Annotated in this window: 20 protein-coding genes; 14 read left to right on the top strand and 6 right to left on the bottom strand. The window is 64.3% G+C overall.

What is annotated here, in order from left to right; all coding sequences use genetic code 11:
- Positions 1 to 22: 22 nt before the first annotated feature.
- The 4 genes from flgK (at position 23) to ACEN2S_RS02545 (ending at position 4,094) form a co-directional block, all read left to right on the top strand.
- A complete protein-coding gene (gene flgK / locus ACEN2S_RS02560) occupies positions 23 to 1,480 on the top strand; it encodes a flagellar hook-associated protein FlgK (RefSeq protein WP_441861996.1) in 1,458 nt (485 codons plus the stop codon).
- Positions 1,481 to 1,482: 2 nt separating this feature from the next.
- Entirely contained in the window at positions 1,483 to 2,496 is a 1,014-nt protein-coding gene (locus ACEN2S_RS02555) for a flagellin (protein ID WP_441861994.1), read from the top strand.
- Positions 2,493 to 3,590 carry a flagellar basal body P-ring protein FlgI gene (locus tag ACEN2S_RS02550; protein ID WP_441861992.1) on the top strand — a complete coding sequence of 366 codons (1,098 nt, stop codon included), beginning with the start codon at positions 2,493 to 2,495 and terminating at the stop codon, positions 3,588 to 3,590. The genes ACEN2S_RS02555 and ACEN2S_RS02550 overlap by 4 nt, the downstream gene beginning before the upstream one ends.
- 123 nt (positions 3,591 to 3,713) lie before the next feature.
- Positions 3,714 to 4,094, top strand: a complete 381-nt coding sequence (locus ACEN2S_RS02545) for a GFA family protein (protein ID WP_441861989.1) — start codon at positions 3,714 to 3,716, stop codon at positions 4,092 to 4,094.
- Between the two features lie 66 nt (positions 4,095 to 4,160).
- Here the strand turns inward: ACEN2S_RS02545 and fliP are convergent, their stop codons facing one another.
- The 4 genes from fliP to fliF are packed head-to-tail and all read right to left on the bottom strand — an operon-like array spanning position 4,161 to position 7,458.
- Positions 4,161 to 4,889, bottom strand: a complete 729-nt coding sequence (gene fliP / locus ACEN2S_RS02540) for a flagellar type III secretion system pore protein FliP (protein WP_441861987.1) — start codon at positions 4,887 to 4,889, stop codon at positions 4,161 to 4,163.
- A gap of 4 nt (positions 4,890 to 4,893) precedes the next feature.
- Positions 4,894 to 5,178: a FliM/FliN family flagellar motor switch protein gene (locus ACEN2S_RS02535; protein ID WP_441861984.1), complete on the bottom strand. Its 285-nt coding sequence runs from the start codon at positions 5,176 to 5,178 to the stop codon at positions 4,894 to 4,896.
- On the bottom strand, positions 5,171 to 5,773 hold the full coding sequence (locus tag ACEN2S_RS02530) for a flagellar biosynthesis protein (protein WP_441861982.1): 603 nt from the start codon (positions 5,771 to 5,773) through the stop codon (positions 5,171 to 5,173). Before ACEN2S_RS02530 ends, ACEN2S_RS02535 begins: the two co-directional genes overlap by 8 nt.
- Complete coding sequence (gene fliF / locus ACEN2S_RS02525; RefSeq protein WP_441861979.1) at positions 5,773 to 7,458, bottom strand: flagellar basal-body MS-ring/collar protein FliF; 1,686 nt, start codon at positions 7,456 to 7,458, stop codon at positions 5,773 to 5,775. The genes ACEN2S_RS02530 and fliF overlap by 1 nt, the downstream gene beginning before the upstream one ends.
- A gap of 92 nt (positions 7,459 to 7,550) precedes the next feature.
- On the opposite strand from fliF, the gene ACEN2S_RS02520 reads away from it, so the two are divergent.
- From ACEN2S_RS02520 to ACEN2S_RS02475, 10 genes are all read left to right on the top strand, one after another.
- The gene (locus ACEN2S_RS02520; protein WP_441861976.1) at positions 7,551 to 8,054 is read left to right on the top strand and encodes a flagellar basal body-associated FliL family protein; all 504 of its coding nucleotides are present in this window, start codon (positions 7,551 to 7,553) and stop codon (positions 8,052 to 8,054) included.
- Positions 8,055 to 8,064: 10 nt separating this feature from the next.
- On the top strand, positions 8,065 to 8,472 hold the full coding sequence (locus ACEN2S_RS02515) for a hypothetical protein (RefSeq protein WP_441861973.1): 408 nt from the start codon (positions 8,065 to 8,067) through the stop codon (positions 8,470 to 8,472).
- Positions 8,469 to 9,293 carry a MotE family protein gene (locus ACEN2S_RS02510; RefSeq protein WP_441861970.1) on the top strand — a complete coding sequence of 275 codons (825 nt, stop codon included), beginning with the start codon at positions 8,469 to 8,471 and terminating at the stop codon, positions 9,291 to 9,293. Before ACEN2S_RS02515 ends, ACEN2S_RS02510 begins: the two co-directional genes overlap by 4 nt.
- Positions 9,294 to 9,355: 62 nt before the next feature.
- A complete protein-coding gene (gene motA / locus ACEN2S_RS02505; RefSeq protein ID WP_441861967.1) occupies positions 9,356 to 10,222 on the top strand; it encodes a flagellar motor stator protein MotA in 867 nt (288 codons plus the stop codon).
- Positions 10,219 to 13,122: a hypothetical protein gene (locus ACEN2S_RS02500; protein ID WP_441861964.1), complete on the top strand. Its 2,904-nt coding sequence runs from the start codon at positions 10,219 to 10,221 to the stop codon at positions 13,120 to 13,122. Before motA ends, ACEN2S_RS02500 begins: the two co-directional genes overlap by 4 nt.
- A 138-nt stretch (positions 13,123 to 13,260) precedes the next feature.
- The gene (locus ACEN2S_RS02495) at positions 13,261 to 14,271 is read left to right on the top strand and encodes a lytic transglycosylase domain-containing protein (RefSeq protein WP_441861961.1); all 1,011 of its coding nucleotides are present in this window, start codon (positions 13,261 to 13,263) and stop codon (positions 14,269 to 14,271) included.
- Positions 14,271 to 16,358 (top strand): flagellar biosynthesis protein FlhA, encoded by a 2,088-nt coding sequence (gene flhA / locus ACEN2S_RS02490; protein ID WP_441861958.1) that lies wholly within the window; start codon positions 14,271 to 14,273, stop codon positions 16,356 to 16,358. The genes ACEN2S_RS02495 and flhA overlap by 1 nt, the downstream gene beginning before the upstream one ends.
- Complete coding sequence (locus ACEN2S_RS02485) at positions 16,355 to 17,134, top strand: flagellar biosynthetic protein FliR (protein ID WP_441861955.1); 780 nt, start codon at positions 16,355 to 16,357, stop codon at positions 17,132 to 17,134. The genes flhA and ACEN2S_RS02485 overlap by 4 nt, the downstream gene beginning before the upstream one ends.
- Positions 17,131 to 18,216, top strand: a complete 1,086-nt coding sequence (locus ACEN2S_RS02480) for an EscU/YscU/HrcU family type III secretion system export apparatus switch protein (protein ID WP_441861952.1) — start codon at positions 17,131 to 17,133, stop codon at positions 18,214 to 18,216. Before ACEN2S_RS02485 ends, ACEN2S_RS02480 begins: the two co-directional genes overlap by 4 nt.
- Positions 18,213 to 18,593, top strand: coding sequence for a hypothetical protein (locus ACEN2S_RS02475; RefSeq protein WP_441861949.1), 381 nt, complete (start codon positions 18,213 to 18,215; stop codon positions 18,591 to 18,593). The genes ACEN2S_RS02480 and ACEN2S_RS02475 overlap by 4 nt, the downstream gene beginning before the upstream one ends.
- 117 nt (positions 18,594 to 18,710) lie before the next feature.
- Here the strand turns inward: ACEN2S_RS02475 and ACEN2S_RS02470 are convergent, their stop codons facing one another.
- Both ACEN2S_RS02470 and flgH read right to left on the bottom strand, forming a co-directional pair.
- Entirely contained in the window at positions 18,711 to 19,262 is a 552-nt protein-coding gene (locus ACEN2S_RS02470; protein WP_441861946.1) for a flagellar basal body-associated FliL family protein, read from the bottom strand.
- A 7-nt stretch (positions 19,263 to 19,269) separates the two neighbouring features.
- Positions 19,270 to 19,995, bottom strand: a complete 726-nt coding sequence (gene flgH, locus ACEN2S_RS02465; RefSeq protein ID WP_441861943.1) for a flagellar basal body L-ring protein FlgH — start codon at positions 19,993 to 19,995, stop codon at positions 19,270 to 19,272.
- Positions 19,996 to 19,997: the final 2 nt, after the last annotated feature.

The raw sequence follows: 19,997 nt of genomic DNA, 5'->3' as shown, positions 1-19,997 counted from the left end.
CCTTTAAAATGGAGGCTGAGACATGAGCATAACCGGCGCGATGAATTCTGCGCTGTCAGGGATGACCGCGGTATCGCGGGCAGCATCGGTCGTTTCGTCCAACACGGCGAACGCCCTGACGGAAGGCTATGCGCGACGCGAAGTGTCACTGGCCGCGACGCAGGTGGGAACCACCGGCACCGGCGTTAAAGTAACCGGCGTCAATCGGGTTGTGAATCAGACGGTTGTCAATGATCTGCGCTTGGCAGAGGCAGATCTGGGCAACTCGAACATCCGCACCGATTTTCTGTCCGGTGTTGAAAAGATGGTTGGCGAGTCCGGGGAACCCGGCTCGCTGTCCGCGCTTTTGGCAGGTTTCGATTCGGCGCTGATCTCGGCGGCCAGCCGTCCGGACAGCGATGCACGGCTGACCTCGCTGCTGAATGCCGCGCAGGGCGTGGCCAAACAGCTGAACACCATTTCCGACAATCTGATGCAGGTGCGCACCTCGGCCGATGATCAGATTGCCAATCAGGTTGATACGCTGAACAATTCGCTCAAGCAGATTGCTCAGCTGAACCGCACCATTACCGCGCAACAGGCCAGCGGTGTCGACACCGGCGCCCTGCTGGACCAGCGCCAATTGCTGGTCGATCAGGTCAGCGCGATTGTGCCCGTGCGCGAAGTCATGCGCGAGAATGGCCAGATCGCGCTCTTTGCGACGGGTGGCGCCGTGCTGCTGGAGGGGTCGAAACCCTCTGAAATCGGCTTTGATCCCGCAGGTCTGGTCACCGCCGACATGACACTGGCCTCGGGTGCGCTCTCCGGGCTTACGCTGAATGGTATGGCGATTTCGACCAGCGACGACAAGCTGATCGGCGGCGGCTCGCTGGGCGCGCTGTTCGCCGTGCGCGATGAACTTGCACCGCAGGCACAGACGCAAGTCGATGCATTCGCCCGCGATCTGATCTCGCGCTTTCAGGATCCGTCTGTGGATCCGACCCTGGCCGTGGGCGATCCGGGGCTGTTCACCGACAAAGGCGTCGCGCTCGACACCACGCAGGAGGTGGGGCTGGCAGGCCGGATCGAGATCAACGCGCTGGTGGATCCGGCACAGGGCGGCGCCATTTGGCGGCTGCGTGACGGGCTGGGCGCCACGACCCCGGGGGCGGTGGGCGATTCCACCTTGCTCACCGCGCTCGGCACCGCGCTCAGCGATCCGCGGGTGCCGGCATCGGGTGATTTCAGCGGCACCAAAAAGAGCAGTTCCGGTATGGCCGCCGACATTCTGTCGCAATTTTCCAGCGCCCGGCAGACCGCCGAGACGCAGCAGGCCTATTCCAGCTCGCGGCAGTCGACCCTGAAAGAACTGTTTTTGGCCGATGGCGTCGATACCGATCAGGAAATGCAGAAACTGATGCAGATTGAGCAAGCCTATGCCGCCAATGCCAAGGTGATTTCGGCAATGGATCAACTGCTGCAAACATTGCTGGGGATGTAATCATGAACCTCGTATCCATCGGTGACATGGCCCAGGCCTATCAGCTGCGCAACCATAGCACGCAGATGAAGGCGCGGATGAATCAGCTGACCAATGAAATGGCCAGCGGGGTGAAATCCGATATTGGCGCCGCGATAAAGGGTGACTTCAGCACGCTGGCCGGGATCGACCGGTCGCTGACCACGCTTGACGCCTATGCCGCCAGCAATGCCGAAGCGACACAATTTGCCTCCGGCCTGCAAACCTCGCTGCAGAGCATTCAATCGATGACCACCGCGGCGGGGCCGGGGCTCTTGTCCTCTTCTTCCTCGACCGCGGGCTCCATGATCAACTCGGCGGCGCTGGATGCGCGGCAAAAGTTTGACAGTGTGATCGGCATCATGAATTCCTCAAGTGCCGGTCGCTATGCCTTTTCGGGCGTGGCGTCGGATACGGTTCCGCTGGCCACCCCCGATGAGATCATGACGGCGCTGCAAACGGCGATTTCGGGCCAGACCACCGCGACGGGCATTGCCGATGCGGTGGCGGATTGGTTTGCCGCGCCCGCCGGGGGCGGTGGCTATCTTGATGTCGCCTACAAGGGCGGCGCGGCGGCCTCGCCGTTGCGGCTGGCCGATGGCGAAACCGCCAGCATCAATGTGACGGCGACGGATCCGGCCATCATCGACACGTTGCAGGGCTTTGCGCTGGGCGCGCTGGTGGACGCCGGCGCGCTCAGCTCTGATGCCGCGGGTCAGGGCTTTTTGCTGCAAAAGGCCGGGGAAAAGGTCATGGCGGCCGATGTCAAACTGGTGGCGGTGCAAACCCGCGTGGGTCAGGCCGAAAGCCAGATCGACGATGCCACCACCCGCAATGCCAACGAAAAAACCGCGCTGACCATTGCGCGGAACAATCTGGTGCAGGCCGATCCCTTTGAAACGGCGACGGCGCTCACCGCAGCACAAGCGCAGATGGAAGCGCTTTACACCCTCACCGCGCGTCTCGCGCAATTGTCATTCACGGATTACATGCGATGAAAAAACTTCTTGCAGTACTCCTGTGCCTGCTACCGCTTATGGCGGGCGCCGCGCCGATCCGGATCAAAGATCTGGTGGAGTTCGACGGCGTGCGGGGCAACGATCTGGTCGGATACGGCCTGGTCGTCGGCCTGAATGGTACGGGCGACGGGTTGCGGAACGCACCCTTCACCGAAGAAATCATGTCCAATGTTCTGGAGCGCCTCGGCGTGAACGTGACCGGTGAGCAATTCCGGCCGAAGAACGTGGCTGCGGTGCTGGTCACCGCCACGTTGCCGCCTTTTGCGCGGGCGGGCAGCCAGATCGACATTACCGTCTCGGCGATTGGTGATGCGAAAAGCCTGCTCGGCGGTACGCTGATCATGACGCCGCTGAATGCCGCCGATGGCGACATTTACGCGGTGGCACAGGGCACGATCATCGCGGGGGGCGCCTCGGCCACTGGGCAGGGGGCCAGCGTGACCCAAGGCGTGCCGACGGCGGGGGTCATCCCCTCGGGCGCGCGGGTCGAGCGGGAAATCGATTTCAGTTTCAAGTCGATGAATGATGTGCGGCTGGCCTTGCGGACGCCCGATTTCACCACGGCGGGCCGGATCGAGCAGGTGATCAATCAGGAATTTGGCAAACGGGTGGCCACGATGGAGGATTCGGGCACGGTCACCGTCAGCATCGCGGCGGCCAACATGCGCTCGCCCGCGCATGTGCTGGGACGGCTGGAGAATCTGACGGTGGAGCCGGAGCAGCGCGCCCGTGTCGTGGTGGATCAACGCTCGGGCACGATCGTGATGGGCGAGGATGTGCGCATCAGCCGCGTCGCGGTCAGCCAGGGCAACCTGACGCTGCGGATCCAGGAAGCGCCGATTGCTGTGCAGCCCAACCCCTTTGCGCAGGGCGAAACCGTGGTCGTGCCGCGCACCGAAGCCTCGATCACCGAAGAGCCGGGGCTGAACATGGCCGAGATTGCCGAATCTTCCTCGCTTTCCGAGGTGGTGGCGGGGCTGAACGCCCTGGGTGTCAGCCCGCGTGACATGATCGACATTCTGAAAAGCATCAATGCCGCCGGCGCCCTGCATGCGGAGTTTGTGGTGAACTGACCGCCGCGCAATGCGCGGCCAAGAGACCGCCCCCTGTGGCAGCAGGGGGCGGTTTTTTTTATGCTGCAAAGGCGGCACACTGGCCCCGGCGGGGTGATTCCCCCTGAGCGGAGGCGAGAGCAGATGCACAAAGGATCCTGTCTGTGCGGCGCGGTGCGGTTTGACGTGGCGGGGGATTTGCCGCCGCCGAATGCCTGCCATTGCAGCATCTGCCGCAAGCAATCGGGGCATTTCTGGGCCTCGACCGATGTGCCGCGCGCGGCACTCACCCTCTGGGGCGAGGAGAATTTGCGCTGGTACGACAGTTCTGCCAAGGCGCGGCGCGGCTTTTGTGGCAGCTGCGGCGCGCCCTTGTTCTTTGCGCCGGTGACGGGCGACTGGATCGCGGTGGCGATGGGGGCGTTTGACGCCCCGACCGATGCCCGGCTGGCGCTGCACATCTTTGTGGCCGACAAGGGCGATTACTATGAAATCGCCGATGGCCTGCCGCAAAATCCGCAATAGACAGGCAAAAGCCGCCCGGGGTCAGAGGACCGGACGGCTTTCGGGAGACCCGGGGAGAGCGGGGTATCAGAAGTAACTGCGCACCAGGGCCGCGGAGATCAGGGTCCAGCCATTGGCCACCACGAAGAAGGCCAGTTTGAACGGCAGTGCCACCACCGCGGGCGGCACCATCATCATCCCCATCGACATCAGCACCGCCGAGATCACCAGATCAATGATCAGAAAGGGCAGAAAGATGAGAAAGCCGATTTCAAAGGCCCGTGAAATCTCGGACAGCAGGAACGAGGGCACGAGGGTCGACAGCGGCGCGTCCTGCAGCGGCCCGGCCAGTGAGGCATCGGGGCGCAGTGCGGCCAGCGCGGCATAGGTATCGGGATCGACCCTGTTCGCCATGAAACCGCGGAACGGCACGATCCCGCGCAAGAACGCGGTCTGAAAATCAATCGTGCCATCCATCAGCGGTTGACCTGCGACATTCCAGGCCTCGGTGAAGACCGGCTCCATGATGAACCAGCTGAGAAACATCGCCAGACTGACGATCAGCATGTTCGGCGGCGAGGCCTGCAGCCCCAACGCCTGCCGCAGGATCGACAGCACGGTGACGATGAAGGGAAAGCAGGTGACCATGATCGCCAGGCCCGGCGCGATGCTGAGCAGCGTCAGCCCGACGATCATCAGGAGCGAACGCCCGGCGAGGCTTTGCCCGTCGCCCAGCGAGATAGAGATGTCCTGTGCGGAAGCGGCCCCCGCGCACAGGATCAGGCCCAGCAGGGCCAGCGGCAGCAATTTGCGCATCGGATTACAGCCCGTTTTGCAGATCTGCCACTTCGGTCAGGCGCACGCCCAGCTGTCCGGCCTGATCGCCTTCAAGTTCGGTCAGCTCGCCGCGGGCGATCAGTTTATCGCCGACATAGAGTTCCACCGGGTCATCGACCCGGCGATCGAGCGGGAGCACCGCATCGCGTTTCAGGCGCAACAGATCGCGCACCAAAGGCCGGGCTTTGCCGACCGAAATGGTGATCTCAATCGGGACCTGCGTGAACGGATTGGCGTTGCTGGTGTCCGGGCGGTTGGCGTCATCCATCGGGGTTCTCCTCGGAAGCGATGCGGAAATGGGCGCTGACTGCTTTTTGAATCGCAGCAATCACGCCATCGAGGTCGATCCTTGTCTCGGCTTCTCCAAGACGCAGATAGACTTGACCTTCGCTGAGGCTGGGTTCCTCGGTGAAGGTAAACGGCAGGTTGGACGTGTCGCCCAACAAGGCCTGAATTTGCGGCAGTGCCACCGGGCTGGCCACCACGCCCAAAGGCGATGCGGCCATCGAGGCGGCAACGGGGCGCAGCTGCTCGAGCACGATCTGGCCCAGGGTTTCGCGCGCGATGGCGGGCAGAACCTTGGCGGTCATGTCAAAGAGCAGGGGCTCGAGCGCGCGCAGCACATGGGCGCGCGCCTCGTGATAGGTGAAGGCCAGATCCTGCAGGTTGCGGCCCAGATCGGCGCGCAGCCGGGCGGCTTCGCCGTCCTGTGCGGCCACGGCATCGTCCCAACCGGCGGCATATCCTTGCTCGAACGAGGCGAGTTTCACCTCTTCGAACTGGTTGCGCTCCAGTTCAACCTGCTCCAGCTGCTGCTTCGGCTCGGGCGCGTCAAAGGCTTCGAGTTTCAGACGACCGGCCATCAGGCTTGCTCCTCAGGTTCTTCCATCCAGCTGCGCAGGATTTCGACAGTTTCTTCCTGACGTTCGGAAATCAGGCGTTTCAGGCGGGCCACCGGATCTTCGCCGCCGCCCATGTCATCGCCGAAATTGCCCATCGCCATCGGCATTTGCATGCCGCCCATGTCAAAGTCGGACACAACGGTCATCGCGGGCAGCATGTCGCCATCGTCGATCTCGCCGGTCAGGGCGGGCAGGCCGCCCATTGCGGGCATGTCCATGGCGGCGGAGCTGGCGCCTTCGGGGGCGGGAAGGCCCGCGAATTGCGGTGCGGGGCTGCGGGTGAGGATCGGGCGCAGCACGAACAGGCCCAGCACCAGCGCCACGATCGACACGACCGCCAGCTGGATCAGGCTCATCATGTCGAGGCTGACGTTGGAGAGCATCCCGGCGGTGACGGTGGTGCCCGCTTCCGGCACCGGTTCAAACTGCAGGGATTTCAGGGTGATGACATCGCCGCGGTCGGCATTGAAGCCCACGGCAGAGGCCACCAGATCCTGCAGCGCGGTCATTTCTTCCGGGCTGCGCGGGGTCCAGGTCGGCGCGCCATTGGCATCCACGCCCTGCACGCCATCCACCAGCACCGCGACCGTCAGCCGCTTGACGGCACCGGGTTGACGCACCAGTTCGCGCGTGGTTTCCGAGACCTCATAATTCACCTTTTCACGGGTTTCCGAACCCTGGCTCGAGGATTTGCCGTCGCCATTGCCCGCCTGGCCCTGCGGCAGGTTGGAGGCCACGGTGACCGAGGCCGGGCGTGTCTCATCGGCCTTGTTCGACTTCTCTTCGGTGTCGGTCGAAATCGCCACCCGGCTGGCGGGGTCAAAGCTGCGCTCGGTGATCGCCTCATGTTCGGTGACGGTCTCCACCGCGACTTCGACCACGGATTTGCCATAGCCAACGCGGGCGGCCATCAGGCGCTCGACATTGCGTTTCAGCTCATCGGCCTTGTCCTTGCCATCGGGCGATTGCTGCGCATCATCGCCCGAGCCGACCAGACCGGTTTCGGTGTCGATCACCGAAACATCATCGGGCGACATGCCGGAGACGGCCGAGGCGACCAGATATTTCAGCGCCTTGGCATGTTGCGGCGTCAGCCCGCCATTGGTGGTGGCGACGGTGATCGAGGCGGTGGGGTGAATGTCGGTGCGGAAGGGCTGGTTGGTGGCGGCGGCAATATGCACGCGGGCGCTGCGGATGTTCTGATTGGAGACGATGGTCCGCGCCAGTTCGCCCTCTTTCGCGCGCAGATAGGCGGCATCAAACATTTGCGAGGTGGTGCCAAAGCCCGAAAGCGAATCGAGCAGCTCATAACCGGTGCCGCCGGTGGCAGGCAGGCCTTCTCCGGCCAGGGTCATGCGCAATTCGTCGCGGCGGCTGGCATCCACATAGATCGCGTCGCCGCGCACTTCGTATTTGGCGCCCTTTTGCTCAAGCGAAGTAACGATGTCGGCGGCCTGCGCACCCTCCAAGCCCGCGTAAAGCAAGGACATATTGGTTTTCGATGCCATCCCGCTCAGCGCCAGGATGGCGGCGAACATGGCGATTGTTGCCCCGCCGACAATCATGCGGCGACGGGTATCAAGGGCCTGCCAGACGGCAATCAACTGTTGCAAAGCGCACCTCCGTTGAGCGGACCTTCTGTCCATCTCGTCTGAGGGCATGTTTGGCGGATCGCGCTTAACAATCGGTTAGTGACCCCGGGTTTATACCAGTTTCACCGAAAGAATGCGGGGACGACATGGCAGAAGCAGCAACCGAGGCCGAAGAGGCCCCGAAGAAAAAGTCAAAATTGCCGATTATTCTAGGACTTGTGCTGATGCTCGTCCTCGGCGGCGGTGGATTTTACGCGGTGTATTCCGGGATGATTCTGGCCCCGGCGGGCGAACATGCGGCCGCTGAGCCGGATGCCCATGCCGACGAGCCCGCCCCGGAGGCCTTGCCCGACATTGCCTTCGTCCCGCTGGATCCGATGATCATTTCGCTCGGCGACAATTCTTCGGCGCGGCACCTGCGTTTTTCAGCGCAGCTTGAGGTGTCGAAAGCCTATCAGGCGGATGTCGAGCTGTTGAAACCGCGGGTTGTGGATGTGCTGAACGGCTATCTGCGCGCGGTGGATGTCTCCGAGCTGGAGGATCGCTCGGCGCTGATCCGTTTGCGGGCACAGATGCTGCGCCGGGTGCAGATCGTAACCGGCGAAGGCCGGGTGCGCGACCTGCTGATCATTGAATTCGTGATGAACTGAGGAGGCGGCCATGCAATTCATCTCAGATATTCTCTTGGGCGCGGGCGCGATTGGCGCGGCCATCTACTGCATGGTGCTCTCGCGGCGGCTCAAGCGGTTCAACCAGCTCGAATCGGGCATGGGGGGCGCGATTGCCGTGCTCTCGGCGCAGGTTGATGACATGACCAAGGCTCTGGTGCGCGCGCAGACCACCGCCGCCACCTCGGCCGAGCAATTGCAGGCGCTGACCCGCCGTGCCGAACAGGGCGCTGAGCGGCTGGAGCTGATGCTGGCCTCGCTGCACGACCTGCCCGAGCCGGGGCAGCCGCAGCCGCAGGGGCCGGTGGGCGCCAGCCTGCATGCCTTTGAAGAGGCCAGCCGCCCGCGCCGCTCGCTGCGCCGCCGGGCGCGCCCCGATGAGATGGAGGCCGCGGAATGATCGGCCAGACGCCTCCGGGACCGCGCGCCGAGCCACCGCTGACCGGCAAGGCCGGGGCGGCGCTTGATGCGGCCGAAGCTGCCGCTGCCGCGCAGGCGCGGGTGATGCAGGCGATGCTGGCCGCGGGTGCGAAAGCAACGGCGGCACAGGCCGCTGCCGCACAGATCCCCGCGGCGGCCCCGAAAGCCGCCAAACCCGGCAAGCCCGGCAAGGCACCGAAAGCTGCCGCCAAGCCCCGCAAACCGGCGCGTCGGCGTGCCGGGCGCGGCGCGCTGATGGTGCTTGCGGTGTTGCTGGCGGGTGCCGGTGCGATTCGGATGAGCGAAGCGGTGGGCGGTGCCTGGGCTTTGGCCTCGGAACATGCGGCGGAGACGGCCGATTCGGCACCGGAAGCGGCCATTTGCGCCACCGACTCCGGCACGATGGATCTGCTGAAGGCCGTGCAGGCGCGCGAGGCGACGGTAAGCACCCGCGAAGCGGCGCTGGCCGACCGCAGTCAGGCGTTGAAAATTGCCGAGGATCAGATCACCGAGAAACTCGCGGCGCTGACCAAGGCCGAGGATGACCTGTCGAAGATGGTGGCGGTGGCGGATCAGGCGGCGGATGCCGATGTGACGCGGCTGGTCACCATGTATGAAAACATGAAGCCTAAAGAGGCCGCACCGCTGTTTGAGGTGATGGCCCCGGAATTCGCGGCCGGATTCCTTTCGCGGATGCGGCCGGATGCGGCGGCCTCGGTGCTGGCCGGGCTGAACCCGAAAACCGCCTATACGATCAGTGTGATCATGGCGGGGCGCAACGCGGGCGTGCCGAAAAATTAACGATAATCAGACTTTGTTAACGCTGTTCTGCAACTCTGTGGGCGGCAACAGGAGAAGTGGGCATGGTTGGTATCATCGGCATCGTCGTCATCTTTGTGATGGTGTTCGGCGGCTACACATTGCACGGCGGCAAGATGGGGATCGTGCTGGAAGCGGCCCCCTGGGAGATGATCATGATCGGCGGCGCCGCCGTCGGCGCTTTCATCATTTCAAACGACATGCCCTCGATCAAACACACGCTGAAAGATGTGGGCAAAGTGTTCAAGGGCGCCAAATGGAAGCCCAGCGACTACCGCGATCTGCTCTGCCTTTTGTTCGAGCTGATCCGTCTGGCACGGCAAAATCCGGTGGCGATCGAGGAACATATCGAAGCGCCGGAAAGCTCGTCGATCTTCTCGAAATATCCCAAGATCGTGCATGATCACGAGGCGGTGGAGCTGATCTGTGACACGATGCGCTCGGCCTCGATGAACTATGACGATCCGCATCAGGTGGAAGAGGTGCTGGAAAAGCAGCTCGATGCCAACCTGCACCACGCGCTGCACGGCAGCCATGCGTTGCAACAGGTTGCCGATGGTCTGCCTGCGCTGGGGATTGTGGCCGCTGTGCTCGGGGTTATCAAAACCATGGCCTCGATCGACCAGCCGCCGGAGATTCTGGGCGCCATGATCGGTTCGGCTCTCGTCGGTACCTTCATGGGGGTGTTCATGGCCTATGGTCTGGTCGGCCCCTTTGCCGCGAAAGTGCAGACCGTGGTGAGCGAGGATGCGCATTTCTACAAGCTGATCCGCGAGGTTCTGGTGGCCAACCTGCACAACCACGCCACCAACATTTGCATTGAAGTGGGCCGGCAGAACACGCCGCATCACATCCGCCCCAGCTTTTCCGAGTTGGAAGAAGCGCTGAAGGCGGTGAAGGACGCAGCATGATCCGCCGGGGCCTTCTCCTTCTGGCGCTTGGCCTTGTGGCGCAGGCCGGTGATGCGACGGCGGAAACCATCCGCATCCGCTCGGGTGAGCATGCCGATTTTACCCGGCTGGTGGTGACCCCTGATCAGCCGACGGAATGGAGCTTTGGCCGCGAGGGCGACACCTATGTGCTGCGGCTGGCCCGGCCCGAGGTGCGCTATGATCTGGGCGAGCTGTTTGTCTATGTGCCGCGCGTGCGGCTTCTGGATGCCAGAGGCGGCGACAACGCCGATCTGACACTGGCGGTCAGCCCCGACACCCATGCAACCGCCTTCAACCTCGCGACGGGGTTGATCGTGGTCGATATCAAACCCGGCCCGGCTGATCCTGCCTCACCGTTTGAAAAACCGCTGGCGATGGCGCAGGCCTCGGCGTCAGCCGCCCCCGCGCCGGTATCAGGCAGTGCGCCGGTGGTCTCGCAGCGTCCGGCCGCCCGGCCGCAGGACGTGGCCGCCGCAGAGGCGCCGACGCCCGTCACCCGCACCGTACCGGCACCGACCGCAATGCCCGGCTCCACCTATCTGCCGGAACCGCGAAAAGACCCGCATCTTTCCCTCTATTGGCAAGGGCCCGGGTCAGTGCCCTTCGGCACACCGCCCGCGGCGGCCAGTGATCCGGCCGAGACCGCGCTGCCGGTTGCCGGTGCCGCCCCGTCCTCCGAGACCCCGGTGGCAACCCACCAGCCCGAGCCGAGCCTGCCCCCCAGCATCCTGCCGCTTCCGGGGCGCACGCAAACGGATCCCCGTATTGTTGATGCAGAGCAACAGCTGTTGCGGCAGTTGGGCCGTGCGGCGACTCAGGGTCTGATCGATGTGGACCCGACCAAGCTTCGGCATGCCAAGCCTGCTCCGGCGGTGCCGCATTCCGAGAGCGCCGCGGAGAGTGTCCCGCAGGCGGCACCTGCCGCAGAAACACCGGCAGCCCATGAGGCGGCGCCTGCGCCCGCGCATGGGGAGACGCCGGCAGCCCAGGAACCCGCCCGGACCGAAACGGCATCGGCGGAGCACGCGGCCGCCCCGGATGGTGCCGCGCATGACGCCGCGGTGATCGCGGACCCCGCAACGCCAGCCGCGGGCGCCGAAAGCCATATGGCGCCGCTGGCGATGGCCGGAACCGAGGATCCTTTGGCGCTGCTGTCCGAAACCGCGATCGACCGCGATTCGCTGTTCTCGATCCAGGGTCAGCCCTTGACGGAGAACGGGCTGGAATGCCTGCCCGACAGCTCATTTGATCTTACCAGCTGGTTGGGCGAGGGCAGCCCCTCGGAGAGGATCGCCAGCCTGCGCACGGGCTTGGTGGGCGAATTCGACACGCCGGAAGAAACCCCGGTGGTTGACCTCGCGCGGCTCTATGTGGCGCTGGGCTTTGGCGCCGAGGCCGAGCAATTGCTGGTCGAAATGAAGGTGCGCCCGCGCAAATCGGATTTGCTGCGCGACATGGCGCGTATCATGGACGGGCGCCCGGTGCGCCCCGACAGCCCGCTGCTGCAGATGACCGATTGCGATACGGCCGCCGCCCTTTGGTCGGTGCTGGCGCGTCCGTCACTGACCGCCTCCGACACGCTCAATATTCCCGCGCTGCTGCGGAGCTTTTCCGCGCTGCCGCTGGACAGCCGCCGCCTTCTCGGGCCGCAACTGGCCGATAAGCTGATGTCGGTCGGTGCCGAGGCCGCGGCCTATTCGGTGCGCGGTGCGATCACCCGGGCGACGGGCGAGCATGGTCCGGCCGTGCAGCTGATGGATGCCAAGTTCGATCTGGCGGCGGGCGAGGGGCACAAGGCCGCCGAAGTGCTGACGCCGCTGATTGCCGAGAACAGCCCGGACTCGCCGCAGGCCCTGATCCTCTATGTTGAGGCGCAGATGGAAGCGGGCAAGCCGGTGGAGACCAAGACCGTCGATAGTCTGGCGGCGCTGGCCTATGAACACCGCAAGGCCGAAGACGCGCAGGATCTGAACCGTGCCTATATTCTGGCGGCGGGCTCTGCCGGGCAGTTTGACCGAGCGCTGAAGGCCTTTGAAGGGTGGAAAAAACACGCCGATGGCCGCGAGCAGCTGGAGGTGGGGCGCGCGATGGCCGGGTTCCTGGCCGAAGCCGCGAAGACCAGCGGGCTGGATGCGGCTTTTGCAGCGCTGGGCAGCTGGGGGCCGGAGCTGCCGGTGGATCTGCGGCGAGCGGCGTTGCGCGGCACCATCCGCACCATGGCCGATCTGCCCGATGATGCGGAATTCCTGCGCAATGCCTTTGCCCGCAAGGATCTGATTTCCTCAGCCAGTCTCGACTGGCCGCTGCGGGCCGATCTGGCGCGGCGGATGCTGTCGCTGGGTTTTGGCCCGCAGGCGCGCGAGATGGCGGGGCTTGAGGCGCTCGACCATGAAGATGGCCGGATCATTCTGGGCAAGGCGGCACTGGCCGAGCATGACCCCGCCCGGGCCCTGACCGAGATTGCCGGGATCGAGACGCCGGAAGCGGCGGCAATCCGGGGCGAGGCCTTGGCCTTGCTGGGCGATCACACGGGCGCCAAAGAGGCCTATGCCGCGGCGGGCGATCAGGCGGCCGCGGTTGCTGAGGCCTGGCGCAGCGGCGACTGGGGGACCGTGGCCGAGCAGGGCACCGAGGCGCAGCGCGCCGCTTTGGCAGGGTTTGACGGCAATCTGCCGCCCGCCGATCCGGCGGCTCCGCTGGAAGCCACCGCGCCGACCGCAGCGGCGGATGCCGCAGCTGCGTCCGATGCGGCCCCGGCAGACAGCCCGCCGGGAATCGCCCCGCCCGCGACCCTTGCCCAGAACCGCGCGCTGATCGAGGAGAGCAAAGCCGCGCGGGAAGCGTTGCAGGCCCTTCTGGCTCAGGGAACCGGCCAATAACAAGGCCTTAGACGCAAGGCCCGGAAAAGGCCCGCCCCTGTGCAAGAGTATGGTCCGGGGCCTTGGTTACCAAATGTAAACCATCCCGGCTTAGCTAGGGATGAGAGGCAGCAAGAACTGCGGTCATCGGGGTAGCTTATGAAAGAATTTCTGCGCTTTCTGCGTCTGCATGCGCTGGGCCTGGCCTTTGTGTGTGGCGCCAGCCCGGCTCTTGCGGCGCAGGATCTGGCCGCCATGTGCGAGAATGTCTCGGTTGAAGTAGCGCGGCGGACCGGCGTGCCGGTCTCGGTCCTCAAGGCGATCTCGCTGAATGAAACCGGGCGGCGGCGCGAGGGCAGTTTCCGGCCCTGGCCCTGGACCGTGAACATGGAAGGCGCCGGGCATTGGTTTGACAGCTTTGCCGAAGCCCGCCGCTATGTTGATCAGGAATATCAGCGCGGGGCGCGCAGCTTTGACATCGGCTGCTTTCAGATCAATTACAAATGGCACGGGCAGGAATTTGCCTCGATCGACGAGATGTTCGATCCACTGGCCAATGGCCTTTATGCCGCGCGTTTTCTGACCGATCTCTACAATGAGACCGGCAGCTGGACCAAAGCCGCCGGTGCCTTTCACTCGCGCACCCCGGAACATGCCACGAAATATGCGGCGCGGTTTGAGGGGTTCCGGAACAAATTCCTTGCCGAAGACAATTTGCTGATGGCCTCGGCGCCGATGATCGGCATGCAGCCGGGCTATCTTCCGGTGGGCAATGCCACCCCCCCGGCGCGCTATGTTGGCGGCCAGTACATGCGCCCGCAGCGCGCGCCCCTGGGCCAATATGCCAATGCGCCGCAACAGCCGTTTCAGGACCCCTACCAACCCCAAGGCGCCGATGCGCCGCTGAGCGCGATGCGGGTGCAGCCGCAATTCGTGCCGCAGGGGCAGATGGCGGCGGATAACATTCCCGAGATTCCCGACATCGTTGCCGCCATGTATGGCGAAGAGGTGCCCGCCGTGCCGCCCGCGCCGCGGGTGAACAATTTCCCGCTGCTGCAGGCCGGAACCGGTGGTGGCACCGGTACCCCGGGCCGTGGCTCGCTGGTGCCTGTCGTTGCCAACACCGGTGGCAGCCTCTTCGCGCAATCCGCAAAACCGCTGGTGGAATGATGCCCAAACTCACGCTTGCCGTCATCTTCCAGCCGACCATCCTGCTCGCCCTCGCGCTGATGGCGGTGATCGTGATGATGATCCTGCCGATGCCGAGCTGGGTGCTTGACGTCGGTCTTGCCGCCTCGTTCGCGCTGGCGATCCTGATCTTTACCGTCACCCTGTTCATCGAGCGGCCGCTGGACTTCTCGTCCTTCCCGACGATCCTTCTGGCCTCGCTGATGCTGCGTCTCTCGCTCAACGTCTCCTCGACCAAGCTGATCATCGGCCAGGGCCATACCGGCACCAAGGCGGCGGGCAATGTGATCGAGGGTTTCGCCAATTTCGTCATGGGCGGCTCGGTGCTGATTGGGCTGGTGGTGTTTGGCGTCATCCTGATCGTGAATTTCATGGTGATCACCAAGGGTGCGGGCCGGATGGCCGAAGTCAGCGCCCGTTTCGCGCTGGACGCGATGCCCGGCAAGCAGATGGCGATTGACGCCGATATGAACGCGGGCGCCATCGACCATGCCGAAGCCCGCACCCGGCGTGAGCGTGAACAGGCCGAGACCACCTTTTTCGGCTCGCTCGATGGTGCGTCGAAATTTGTGAAAGGGGATGCGGTCGCCGGTCTGCTGATCACCATGCTCAACCTGATCATGGGGTTGATCATCGGCACCACGATGCATGGCATGGCGATTGGCGAGGCGCTGAAGACCTATGCGATCCTGACCGTGGGCGATGGTCTGGTGGGGCAAATCCCGGCCGTGATCATCTCGGTCGCCTCGGCGCTTCTTTTGTCGCGCGGCGGGGCCAAAGGCTCGGCCGATCTCGAGATTTTCCGCCAGTTGGGGAAATATCCCCCGGCTTTGTTCACCGTCTCGATCCTGATGGCGCTGTTCGCGCTGGTGCCGGGCCTGCCTTTCCTGCCGTTTATCGCAGGCGCGGGCGTGCTGGGCGGCACCGGTTTCATGGTGCTGCGCGCCAATGAAAAGATCCGCGTCCGCGAGGCGATGAAGATGCCCTCGGCCGAGGAGGCTGCGGCCCCGCGCAAACGGCAATTGGGCGATATCCTCGACATCGACGATATCCATGTCGAATTTGCCCCCGATCTGGTGGCGATGGTGCTGGACCCGGCCACCGGCCTTGATGCCCGCATCGCCAATATGCGCAACCATGTCGCGGCAAGTTACGGGCTGATCCTGCCCGAGATCCGGCTGACCGATGATGGCTCGCTGCATCCGGGCAGCTACCGCATCCGCATTCAGGGGGTCGAGCAGGCGCATGACCGGCTGTTCCCCGAGCGCGTGCTGGCGCTGATTGCGGACAACCGCGACTTCCTGCCCGACGGCGATGATGTGCGCGAACCGGTCTATGGCGCGCCCGCCCGCTGGGTGGCCTCGACCATGCAGGAAGAGGCGGCGCTGGCAGGCTCGACCGTGGTCGGGCCGACCGAAGTGCTGGCGACGCATCTGCTGGAGGTGATCAAACGCAACTTCAGCCGCCTGATGACCCTGCGCGCACTGCGCCGCCTGCTGGATGAGGTGGTGAATGTCTCTGATCCGCTGCGCGCCGAATCCAACCGCAAGCTGATGGAGGAGCTGGTGCCCGAGAAGGTTCCGGTCGACCTCTTGCTGCAGGTGCTGCGTCTCTTGCTGGAAGAGCGCGTCTCGATCCGCAACCTGCCGCTGATCCTGGAATCCATCGCCGAAGTGCGCGGCATGAACAATGCCGAGCTGATCTGCGAACATGTGCGCCAGCGGCTGGGCTTCCAGCTGGTGGCCGAGCTGAAACGCGCCGATGGCACTTTGCCGCTGATCCAGCTGACCCCGGAATGGGAGGAAACCTTCCAGACCTATCAGCTGGAGGGCAACAACGGCGATGTCGCGCTGCCGCCGGACAAGTTCAACCGCCTCGCGGGCAATATCGCCGAAAAGGTCGCGCGGGCGGGCGAGACCGGGGTGTTCCCCGCCCTCGTCACCTCGTCGCGCCGTCGGCGGTTCCTGCGGACAGTGGTGGGGGCCAAGGGGGTCAACGTCCCGGTGCTCAGCTATGAGGAAATCGGGCTGGAGGCACGCCCGGCGATGGTCGGCGTGGTGGCCGCATGAACGAGACGCTGGCGCAGGTGCTCGACATCTCCAACGGCTATCTGTTTCTGACCTTTGTGGTCTTCTTGCGGGTGGGCGCGGCCATGGCCATGCTGCCCGCTTTTGGCGAGCAAAGCCTGCCCGCGCGGGTGCGTCTGGCGCTGGGCCTGTGCTTTACCTTTGTGGTGATGCCGGCGGTGGCGCCCTCGGTGCAGGGCATCGTCGCGCAGGGCAAGATCCTCGGGCTGTATCTGTTCACCGAAGTGCTGATCGGCCTGCTTCTCGGCATCATGCTGCGGCTGTTCGTTCTGGCACTGCAAACCGCGGGGGCGATCATCGCCCAGGCCACCTCATTGTCGCAGATGTTCGGCGGCACGGCGGGCGAGCCGCAGCCGGTTGTGGGGCATATTCTGGTCTGGGGCGGGCTGGCGCTGGCGGTGATGAGCGGGCTGCATGTGAAACTGGCGATGCTGCTGATCGATTCCTATCAGGCGCTGCCGGCGGGCAAATTTCCCCGGCCGGAACTGGTGCGCGTCTGGGGCCTCTCGGGAGTGGTGCATACCTTTTCGCTGGCGTTTTCGATTTCGGCGCCGTTTGTCATTGCCTCGCTGGTCTACAACGCGGCAATGGGGGCGATTAACCGCGCAATGCCCTCGCTGATGGTCAGCATGATCGGCGCGCCCGCGCTGACGCTGGGCGGGCTGGCGCTGATGGGCGTTGCGGTGCCCTCGGCGCTGGTGATCTGGCATGGTGCCTTGAATGACTTCCTGCTCAATCCGTTTCAGGTCGCGCCATGAGTGGTGATGACGACGGCGAAAAGGAATTCGACGCCTCTGAGCGAAAGCTGCAAGAGGCACGCAAACGCGGTGAGCTCGTCAAATCCACTGACATCCATGTTGCGGCTTCCTACGGTGGCTTTCTGATTGCCGCCGCCGGGTTTGGCGGCGCGACGCTGATCGCCTTCGGGACCCGCTCCATGGTGTTTCTTGATCAGGCCGACAGTCTCTCGACGCTGTTTCTGGCGGGTGAAACCGGGCCGGTGGCGGGCGCGCTGGGCGGCATATTGTGGTCCGTCGCGCCGTGGTTCTTGATTCCGATGCTGGCGGTGGTGGCCTCGCTCGTGGCGCAGCGCGCGATTGTTTTCGCGCCGGAAAAACTGATGCCGAAATTCTCGCGCGTCAATCCGATCACCAATGCCGGGCAAAAATTCGGGCGCAATGGCCTGTTCGAGTTCGGCAAAAGCTTTGTGAAAATGATGATCGTCGGGCTGCTGCTCTGGTGGTTTCTGGTCAGTCACATGGACCGGATCATGATCACGCAATACATGGACCCGGCCATCTCGACCGCCGAGCTGGCGCAGATGATCGTCGATTTCGTGTTCATTCTGCTGATGCTGTCGATCGTTTTCGGCGGCGTGGACTACTTCTGGCAGTATTTTGAACACCACCGTCAGCAGAAAATGACCCGCAAGGAGATGACCGACGAGCATAAGGACTCGGAGGGCGATCCGCATATGAAAGGGATGCGGCGTCAGCGCGCGATGGAGATTGCCAACAACAAGATGCTGGCCGATGTGCCCAAGGCCGATGTGGTGGTGGTCAACCCGACGCACTATGCCGTGGCGCTGAAATGGGACCGTGCTTCCGGGCGGGCCCCGGTCTGCGTGGCCAAGGGCGTGGATGAGATTGCGGCGCGCATCCGCGAGGCGGCTCAGGCCGCGGGCGTGCCGATCCACCGCGATCCGCCCACGGCACGGGCGATGTTTGCCACGTTGAAAATCGGGCAGGAGATCAGCCCGGACCATTACAAACCCGTCGCGGCAGCGATCCGCTTTGCCGAGAAGATGCGGCGCCGGGCGAAAGATCGGAGGGGCTGGTGAGCAATCAAATCAAACGGCTGAAGGCGTTGCAGGAACTGGCCGCGATGCGCAAGGATCTGGCTCTGGGCGCCTTGGCCAAGGCAGGGGCGGCGCGCAATGCGGTCACAACGCAGATCGACGCGCTGGCCGATAGTCAGCGCGCCGCGCGGGCCGAACTGTTTGCCGCGCCCGAGGCGGGGATGCAGTCCGCGAAATACGAGCTCTGGGCGCGGCAGGAGGCAGATCGTCTGGCGGCGCTGCGCCGTCAGCGCGAGGCGGAATGGGCGCGTGAGCGCGAGGCGGCGGCTTTGGCGCATGGCCGGGCCGAAGCGCTGGAGCAGATCGGCAGCGAGCAGCGGCAAGAGGCCAAACTGATCCGGTCGCGCAAATCGCTCTGACCCGCCTTTTTTGCTGTAGAAACCTGCGTTTTTCCTTGGCGCGAAAAAAACAGCGCCTCTTTCGGAGGCGCTGTTGATTTGTGACGGGTGGTTTTGCCGCTGTGGTGCACCAAGGCGTCAGGCGGCATCCTGGCGGACGATGTCCGAGATAAGCACATTGGTCACCTCGGGCCCGACGGCTTTGATGGCCACCTCCAGAAGGGCGCGGCGCAGCGGATCAAGGTTGCTGGCCTCGGTGAAAGCACCACGGAAACCGCCGGAATTGGCGTGGTCAAACAGCACCTGCAGGAAATTGTCGCGCAGTTTCGGCTCCAGCGTATAGACCTTTTGCGTCGCGCCGATCTTCACCTCGAGGCTCAGCGAGAGGATCACCAGCGCGGCCACCTGCCCTTGCTCGACGACGGGCACGACAAACTGGTTGTTCAGCTTGACATATTCCCGTGTCGGCTCGGCAGCGGCCCCATCGCCTTCGCCGTGGCCCCCCTCGGCGGCGGCTGCATCGCCGTGGCCCTCCGCCGCGGCGGCATCGGCATGTTCTGACGGCGCGGTGCCGTCACCGCAGGGATTGATCACCACGGCTTCTTCCGGGGGCGGGCGCAGAAAGATCCCCGCGCCGACGCCGCCACCCAGCCCGATCAGGGCCAGCAGAATGGGAAGGATTTTACGCATGCTATCCTCAGAATGGCAGAATTATATCAGCCACTTGCTGGCCGACACGGGGTTGCTGGACATCGGTGATCTGGCCGCGTCCGCCATAGGAAATCCGCGCGCCCGCGATCTTGTCATAGGTAATCTCGTTCTGGCGGCTGATGTCTTCGGCGCGCACAAAGCCCTGCACCAGCAGTTCGCGCACTTCAAAATTCACCCGCACCTCCTGGCTGCCCTGAATGCGCAGCACGCCGTTCGGCAGACGCTCGGTCACGGTGGCGGCCACGCGCAGCGTCAGCTTTTCATTCCGCGCCACCGAGCCAGAGCCCTGATAGGCCGAGGTCGAGGAGGTGTTATAGGCATTGCCCATGCTGGCCCCTGCCGGCAGTTGCTGGTTCAGCCGCTGCGGAATCCCCAGCATCCCGGTGATGCCGACATTGTCCGAGCCGGTGCGGTTGCGGCCGGTGGTGTTGTTGATCTCGGCTTTTTCGTTGATCTCGATCACCACGGTCAGGATGTCCCCCGCCTGTCCGGCGCGGCGATCGCCCAGAAGCGAGCCGCGCTCCCCCGACCAGAGCGAGGCCTGCGACATGCCCGGCACCGGCGCCTGGGTTTCGGGCATCGGCATATTGGTCATGGCGTAATATTCATTGGAACCTTCAACGGGCGTGAAGGCGGGGGCCCGGCCGACCTGCTCGAGACGCGAGCAGGCCATCAGCGACAGGCCCGAGAGCAAAAGAACGGAAATGCGCATGG

The organism is Phaeovulum sp. W22_SRMD_FR3 (assembly GCF_052113705.1).
Taxonomy (GTDB): domain Bacteria; phylum Pseudomonadota; class Alphaproteobacteria; order Rhodobacterales; family Rhodobacteraceae; genus JBGQOG01.
Note: the sequence above shows the minus strand (reverse complement) of the source record. Positions and strands in the feature narration are given on the sequence as shown.

Bases quoted from the DNA above. Each gene is read 5' to 3' on its own strand.
- flgK (WP_441861996.1), top strand. From the start codon at position 23: ATGAGCATAACCGGCGCGATGAATTCTGCGCTGTCAGGGATGACCGCG.
- ACEN2S_RS02555 (WP_441861994.1), top strand. From the start codon at position 1,483: ATGAACCTCGTATCCATCGGTGACATGGCCCAGGCCTATCAGCTGCGC.
- ACEN2S_RS02550 (WP_441861992.1), top strand. From the start codon at position 2,493: ATGAAAAAACTTCTTGCAGTACTCCTGTGCCTGCTACCGCTTATGGCG.
- ACEN2S_RS02545 (WP_441861989.1), top strand. From the start codon at position 3,714: ATGCACAAAGGATCCTGTCTGTGCGGCGCGGTGCGGTTTGACGTGGCG.
- fliP (WP_441861987.1), bottom strand. From the start codon at position 4,889: ATGCGCAAATTGCTGCCGCTGGCCCTGCTGGGCCTGATCCTGTGCGCG.
- ACEN2S_RS02535 (WP_441861984.1), bottom strand. From the start codon at position 5,178: ATGGATGACGCCAACCGCCCGGACACCAGCAACGCCAATCCGTTCACG.
- ACEN2S_RS02530 (WP_441861982.1), bottom strand. From the start codon at position 5,773: ATGGCCGGTCGTCTGAAACTCGAAGCCTTTGACGCGCCCGAGCCGAAG.
- fliF (WP_441861979.1), bottom strand. From the start codon at position 7,458: ATGGACAGAAGGTCCGCTCAACGGAGGTGCGCTTTGCAACAGTTGATT.
- ACEN2S_RS02520 (WP_441861976.1), top strand. From the start codon at position 7,551: ATGGCAGAAGCAGCAACCGAGGCCGAAGAGGCCCCGAAGAAAAAGTCA.
- ACEN2S_RS02515 (WP_441861973.1), top strand. From the start codon at position 8,065: ATGCAATTCATCTCAGATATTCTCTTGGGCGCGGGCGCGATTGGCGCG.
- ACEN2S_RS02510 (WP_441861970.1), top strand. From the start codon at position 8,469: ATGATCGGCCAGACGCCTCCGGGACCGCGCGCCGAGCCACCGCTGACC.
- motA (WP_441861967.1), top strand. From the start codon at position 9,356: ATGGTTGGTATCATCGGCATCGTCGTCATCTTTGTGATGGTGTTCGGC.
- ACEN2S_RS02500 (WP_441861964.1), top strand. From the start codon at position 10,219: ATGATCCGCCGGGGCCTTCTCCTTCTGGCGCTTGGCCTTGTGGCGCAG.
- ACEN2S_RS02495 (WP_441861961.1), top strand. From the start codon at position 13,261: ATGAAAGAATTTCTGCGCTTTCTGCGTCTGCATGCGCTGGGCCTGGCC.
- flhA (WP_441861958.1), top strand. From the start codon at position 14,271: ATGCCCAAACTCACGCTTGCCGTCATCTTCCAGCCGACCATCCTGCTC.
- ACEN2S_RS02485 (WP_441861955.1), top strand. From the start codon at position 16,355: ATGAACGAGACGCTGGCGCAGGTGCTCGACATCTCCAACGGCTATCTG.
- ACEN2S_RS02480 (WP_441861952.1), top strand. From the start codon at position 17,131: ATGAGTGGTGATGACGACGGCGAAAAGGAATTCGACGCCTCTGAGCGA.
- ACEN2S_RS02470 (WP_441861946.1), bottom strand. From the start codon at position 19,262: ATGCGTAAAATCCTTCCCATTCTGCTGGCCCTGATCGGGCTGGGTGGC.
- flgH (WP_441861943.1), bottom strand. From the start codon at position 19,995: ATGCGCATTTCCGTTCTTTTGCTCTCGGGCCTGTCGCTGATGGCCTGC.